We start from the raw sequence: 5,174 nt of genomic DNA on the forward strand, positions 1-5,174 counted from the left end.
GGGCGGGCGGCCGCCCGGCGTGCCTCCCGCGGCCGGCCCGTCAGGGGCGCGCCACCGGCTTCCTGCGGGGCCGCGGCGTCTCGCCGTCCTCGCTGAACAGCTCGGGGTGCCGCCGCCGGATCTTCTCGACGTCGCTGAAGACGAGCCGCAGGTGCTCCCGCAGCGACTCCTCGGCCGCCGCCGGGTCGGCCGCCTCCAGCAGGTCCACCACCGCAGTGTGCTGACCGATCAGCAGCGGGAGCTGCTGCGTCAGCGGCAGCGACAGGCGCCGCGCGCGGTCGAGTTGGGCCTTCGCCTGCGCGACGACCGGCCAGGCGGAGGCGTGGCCGCCGACCGCCATCAGCCGGGCGTGGAAGTCCTCGTCCAGGCGGAAGAAGCCGTCCATGTCGGCGTCCTCGGCCGCGTCGCCCTGGGCGCGCAGCAGGCGCCGCAGATCGGTCAGGTCGCGCGGACTCGCCCGCCCCACGGCGTCCCGCAGTGCCGCGCACTCCAGTGCCTCGCGGACGAACTGCGCCGAGGCCACGTCGGCCGGGCGGATGCGGGAGACGAACGTGCCGAGCTGCGGATAGACGTCGACCAGGCCCTCGTCGCCGAGCAGGATCAGGCTCTCGCGCACCGGGGTGCGCGAGACGCCGAGTTCGGCGGCCAGGTCGTTCTCCGAGAGCGCGGAACCCGGCTCCAGGTCGAGCCGGATGATGCGCGCGCGCAGCTGTTCGTGCACCTGCTGCCGGGTGTTGGCCACGGGCTCCCTTTCACCGAACCGACGTCACCGGGACGCTACCGCGCCCGGGGCCCGGCCCCACGGGACGGTGACGGGCCGGGGCGGACGGGTCTTGACCCCGCCCGCTGACGTACTTGTATGGTAGCCGACACCTCCCGATGACGAAGGGCACGAGGACGCAGCGATGAGCGGATCACCCCCACCACCCCCGGCCTCTTCCCCGGCGCCGCGGTGTCCCGGCTCCCCGGCGCCGGGCGGCCCCGGTTCCGCGCGGGTCCCGCGCTCCCCGGACCCGCGCGGCCCCGGATCGGGCGCACCGGCCGGGTCCGAGGGCGACGCGTCCGCCGCCGCCGGGGGCCGGGGCGGCGGGCCGGGATCCGGTCTTCCCCCGCGGGCGCTGCGGCGGGTCGTCTTCGCCTCCGTCGTCGGCACGGTCGCCGAGTACTACGACTTCTTCATCTACGGCACCGCGTCCGCGCTCGCGTTCAGCAAGATCTTCTTCCCGGACGTGAACCCCGCCCTCGGCACGCTCGCCTCGTTCTCGACCTACGCCGTCGGCTTCTTCAGCAGGCCGCTCGGCGGGCTCGTGTGGGGGCTGGTCGGCGACCGCCTCGGCCGCAAGCGCGCCCTCGTCTTCACGCTGCTGCTGACGGGACTCGGCACATTCGCCGTCGGCTGCCTGCCCACGTACCACCAGATCGGCGTCTGGGCGGCCGTGGCCCTCGTGTTCGTGCGGCTCGTCCAGGGATTCGGGGTCGGCGGCGAGCAGGGCGGCGCGATCCTGCTGACCGCCGAGGCCGCTCCCCGGGCCGCGCGCGGTCTGTGGGCGAGCCTCGTCCAACTGGGCTCGCCCGCCGCGTACCTCGTCCCCACGGCGCTGTTCGCCGTCCTGCACGGGCATCTGTCCGAGGACGCGTTCCTGGCATGGGGCTGGCGGGTGCCGTTCTGGCTGAGCGCCTTCGTCGTCCTCGTCGGGCTGTTCGTGCGCGGGCGCGTCCAGGAGTCGGAGACCTTCCGCGCCGTCGAGGAGAACCGGCCGCAGAGTCCGCCGTCGCCGATGCGCACGCTGTTCGCCCACCACCGGCGCGAACTCGTCGGCGGGTTGCTGGCCAAGTTCGTCGAGGCGGCCGTCTTCCCCTTCTACACCGTCTTCCTGGTGTCGTACGCGGACTCGCTGCACCACGACACCGGCCCCGTCCTGGACGCGGTGATCGTGGCGGTGATCTGCGAACTCGTCGCGCTCCCGCTGCTCGGCCGGCTCACCGACCGGGTCGGGCGCAGGCCGGTGTTCCTCGCCGCCGCCGTGCTCAACCTCGTGCTCGTGGTGCCCGCCTTCGAGGCGGTGCGCTCCGGGAACACCGCCGTCGTCGTGGCGGCGCTGGTCGCGGGGCTCGCGCTCGGGCACGCCGGCACGTACGCCCCGCAGGCCAGCTACTTCCCCGAACTGTTCCCCTCCGGGGCCCGCTACAGCGGGGTGTCCCTGGTCTGGCAGTTCGGCTCGATGATCGCGAGCGGCCCCTTCACGGTGGTGGCCGCGGCCCTCCTGATCGCGGGCGGCGGCTCGTACACCTGGGACGCGCTGTACGTCGGCTCTCTGATCGCCGTCAGTATCGTCGCCCTGTGCACCCTGCCCGAGACCGCGCCCGGCAGGCTCGGCGGCCGGGAGTACGCCCAGTGGCCGCGGCGCGACGCCGGCCCGGCCGCCTGACGCACCCGGCCGCCCGGCACCCGGGGCACCGCCCCCTCGCACGGCCCCGCGTGCCCGACCCGGCGGCGCCCGCGCGGGGCGGACCCGCCACCACCGACGGAAAGAGAAGAGGCCCATGGCCACCATCACCGCCGCCGAGGTGTTCGTCACCTCGCCCGGACGCAACTTCGTCACGCTCCGCGTCACCACGTCCGACGGCGTCACGGGCCTCGGCGACGCCACCCTCAACGGGCGCGAGCTGTCCGTCGCGTCCTATCTGCGCGACCACCTCGTGCCCCTGCTGATCGGCCGCGACCCTGCCCGCATCGAGGACATGTGGCACTACCTCTACAAGGGCGCCTACTGGCGCCGCGGGCCCGTCACCATGAGTGCGATCTCCGCCGTCGACACCGCGCTGTGGGACATCAAGGGCAAGGTCGCGGGGATGCCCGTGTACGACCTGCTCGGCGGCCTCGCCCGGGACGGCGCCCTGGTCTACGGCCACGCGAGCGGCCGGGACACGGCCGAACTCCTCGACGACGTTGACCGGTTCAAGGACCTCGGCTTCACGGCGATCCGCGCGCAGGCCGCAGTGCCCGGCTCACCGGGCAGCTACGGGGTGCGCCACGGCGACGGACAGGGCTACGAACCGGCCGCCGCCTCCCTGCCCGACGAGCAGTCCTGGCACACCGAGGACTACCTCGACTTCGCGCCCCGCTACCTCGCCGCCGTGCGCGAGCGGTTCGGGTTCGGCTTCCACCTGCTGCACGACGTGCACCACCGGCTCACCCCGACCGAGGCGGGGCAGCTCGGCCACCGCATCGAGGAACTGCGCCTGTTCTGGATGGAGGACCCGACGCCCGCCGAACTCCAGGAGAACTTCCGCCAGGTGCGCGGTGCCACGCGCACCCCGCTCGCCGTGGGGGAGGTCTTCAACTCGATCTGGGACTGCGAGCGGCTCATCTCCGAGCGCCTCATCGACTACATCCGGGCCTCCGTCGTGCACGCCGGCGGCATCACCCACCTGCGGCGCATCTTCCACCTGGCGGAGCTGTACCAGGTGCGCACCGGCTCCCACGGCGCCACCGACCTCTCGCCCGTCAGCATGTCCGCCGCCGTCCACCTCGACGTGACGGTGCCGAACTTCGGCATCCAGGAGTACATGGCGCACGACCCGCTCGCCCTGGAGGTGTTCACGCCCGGCTACACCTATCGCGACGGCGCCCTGCACCCCTCCGCCGCCCCGGGGCTCGGCGTCGCCTTCGACGAGAAGGCTGCGGAGCGCTTCCCCTACGACCCCAAGTACCTGCCCGTCAGCCGCCGCCGCGACGGCTCGGTGCACGACTGGTGAGCGCCGTGACCCGCCTGTCGGCCGCGGCCCTGCCCGCGCTGCCCGCCGCCGCACGCCCCGCGGGCCGCCCCGGCGGCCGGCCGCCCCGCATCGTCCACCTGGGCCTCGGCGCCTTCCACCGGGCACACCAGGCCCTGTACACGGAGGCGGCCGGGGAGGACTGGGGCATCGCCGGCGTGGCCCAGCGCAGCCGCGGGGTCCTGGACGCCCTGCGTGCCCAGGACCACCTCTACTCGGTGACCTTCCGGGACGCCGGGTCCCCGAGCACGCGGGTCGTGGGCGCGCTCTCCGAGACCCTGCACGCGACGCAGGACGCCCCGCGGCTGCGGGGACTGCTGTCGGCGGCCGCGACCGCCGTCGTCACCGCCACCGTGACGGAGAAGGGCTACCGCAGGAAGCCGGGCGGGGGCCTCGACCTCGCCGACCCCCTGGTGCGCGGTGACCTCGCGGCCGACCCGGACCGCGGCGCGCACACCACCCCCGTCGGGCAGCTTGCGGCGGGCCTGCGGGCCAGGCTGCGTGCCTCGGGTGCCCCGCTGACGGTGGTGTGCTGCGACAACATGGCCGGCAACGGGCCCGTACTGGCCGGTCTCGTAGCGGAGTTCGCCGCGGCCACCGCCTGGCCCGAACGTGACGCGCTGCTGGAGTGGATCGACGCGGGCGCGGTCGCGTTCCCGGCCACCGTCGTGGACCGGATCGTCCCGGCCACCACAGGGGCGGACCTGGCCGCCGCCGCGCACGCCCTCGGGGTGCGCGACGAGGCGGCCGTCACCTGCGAGCCCTACGCGCAGTGGGTGCTGGAGGACCGGTTCGCCGGGGCTCGCCCGCGCTGGGAGGCGGGCGGCGCGCGGTTCGTCGCCGACGTGGCGCCCCACCAGCTCACCAAGTTGCGGCTCCTCAACGGGGCGCACTCGCTCCTCGCCCACCTCGGGCTGCGCGCCGGATGCCGCACGGTGGCCGAGGTGCTCGCGACGGACTGGGGCGAGGAGGCGGTGCGCGGGTACTGCGCCGAGGTGCTGCCCACGCTGCCCGCGGCGCCCGGCCTCGACCCGGAGGCGTACGTCGACGGGCTGGTGACGCGGTTCCGCAACCCGGCGGTCCGCCACCGCCTCGACCAGATCGCCGCGGACAGCTCCCTGAAGATCCCGGAACGCTGGCTCGTCCCCCTGCGGGAACTGCGCGCCGGGGGCCGGGACACGCCCCGGCTGGCGGCCGCGCTGGCGGTGTGGGCGGCGTCCACGCGCGACGGCGTGCCGTACGACGACCCCGGGGCAGCCCGGCTGTGCGGGGCCTGGTCCTCGCGGTCCCCGGCGGACGCGGTACGCGAACTGCTCGCCCTGCTGGGCGCGTCGGACCTGGCCGCGGACGGCGCGCTGGTCGCCGGCATCACGGACGCCCTGCCCGTGCCGGGCACG

4 protein-coding genes are annotated in these 5,174 nt (G+C 75.1%); 3 read left to right on the forward strand and 1 reads right to left on the reverse strand.

Annotation, left to right across the window (positions count from 1 at the left end):
* Window positions 1-40 precede the first annotated feature (40 nt).
* Window positions 41-742, reverse strand: a complete 702-nt coding sequence (locus L1885_RS29270; protein ID WP_235799116.1) for a GntR family transcriptional regulator — start codon at window positions 740-742, stop codon at window positions 41-43.
* Window positions 743-905: 163 nt separating this feature from the next.
* Between L1885_RS29270 and L1885_RS23205 the strand changes: the two genes are divergently transcribed.
* The 3 genes from L1885_RS23205 to L1885_RS23215 all read left to right on the forward strand — a co-directional run.
* Window positions 906-2,429 carry an MFS transporter gene (locus L1885_RS23205; protein ID WP_235799117.1) on the forward strand — a complete coding sequence of 508 codons (1,524 nt, stop codon included), beginning with the start codon at window positions 906-908 and terminating at the stop codon, window positions 2,427-2,429.
* A gap of 115 nt (window positions 2,430-2,544) precedes the next feature.
* Window positions 2,545-3,759, forward strand: a complete 1,215-nt coding sequence (manD, locus tag L1885_RS23210; protein WP_235799118.1) for a D-mannonate dehydratase ManD — start codon at window positions 2,545-2,547, stop codon at window positions 3,757-3,759.
* Window positions 3,756-5,174, forward strand: a 1,419-nt coding sequence (locus L1885_RS23215) for a mannitol dehydrogenase family protein (RefSeq protein WP_235799119.1), incomplete at its 3' end; no start/stop codon positions are given. The genes manD and L1885_RS23215, both read left to right, overlap by 4 nt.

This window comes from Streptomyces fuscigenes (assembly GCF_021556455.1).
Lineage (GTDB): Bacteria > Actinomycetota > Actinomycetes > Streptomycetales > Streptomycetaceae > Streptomyces > Streptomyces fuscigenes.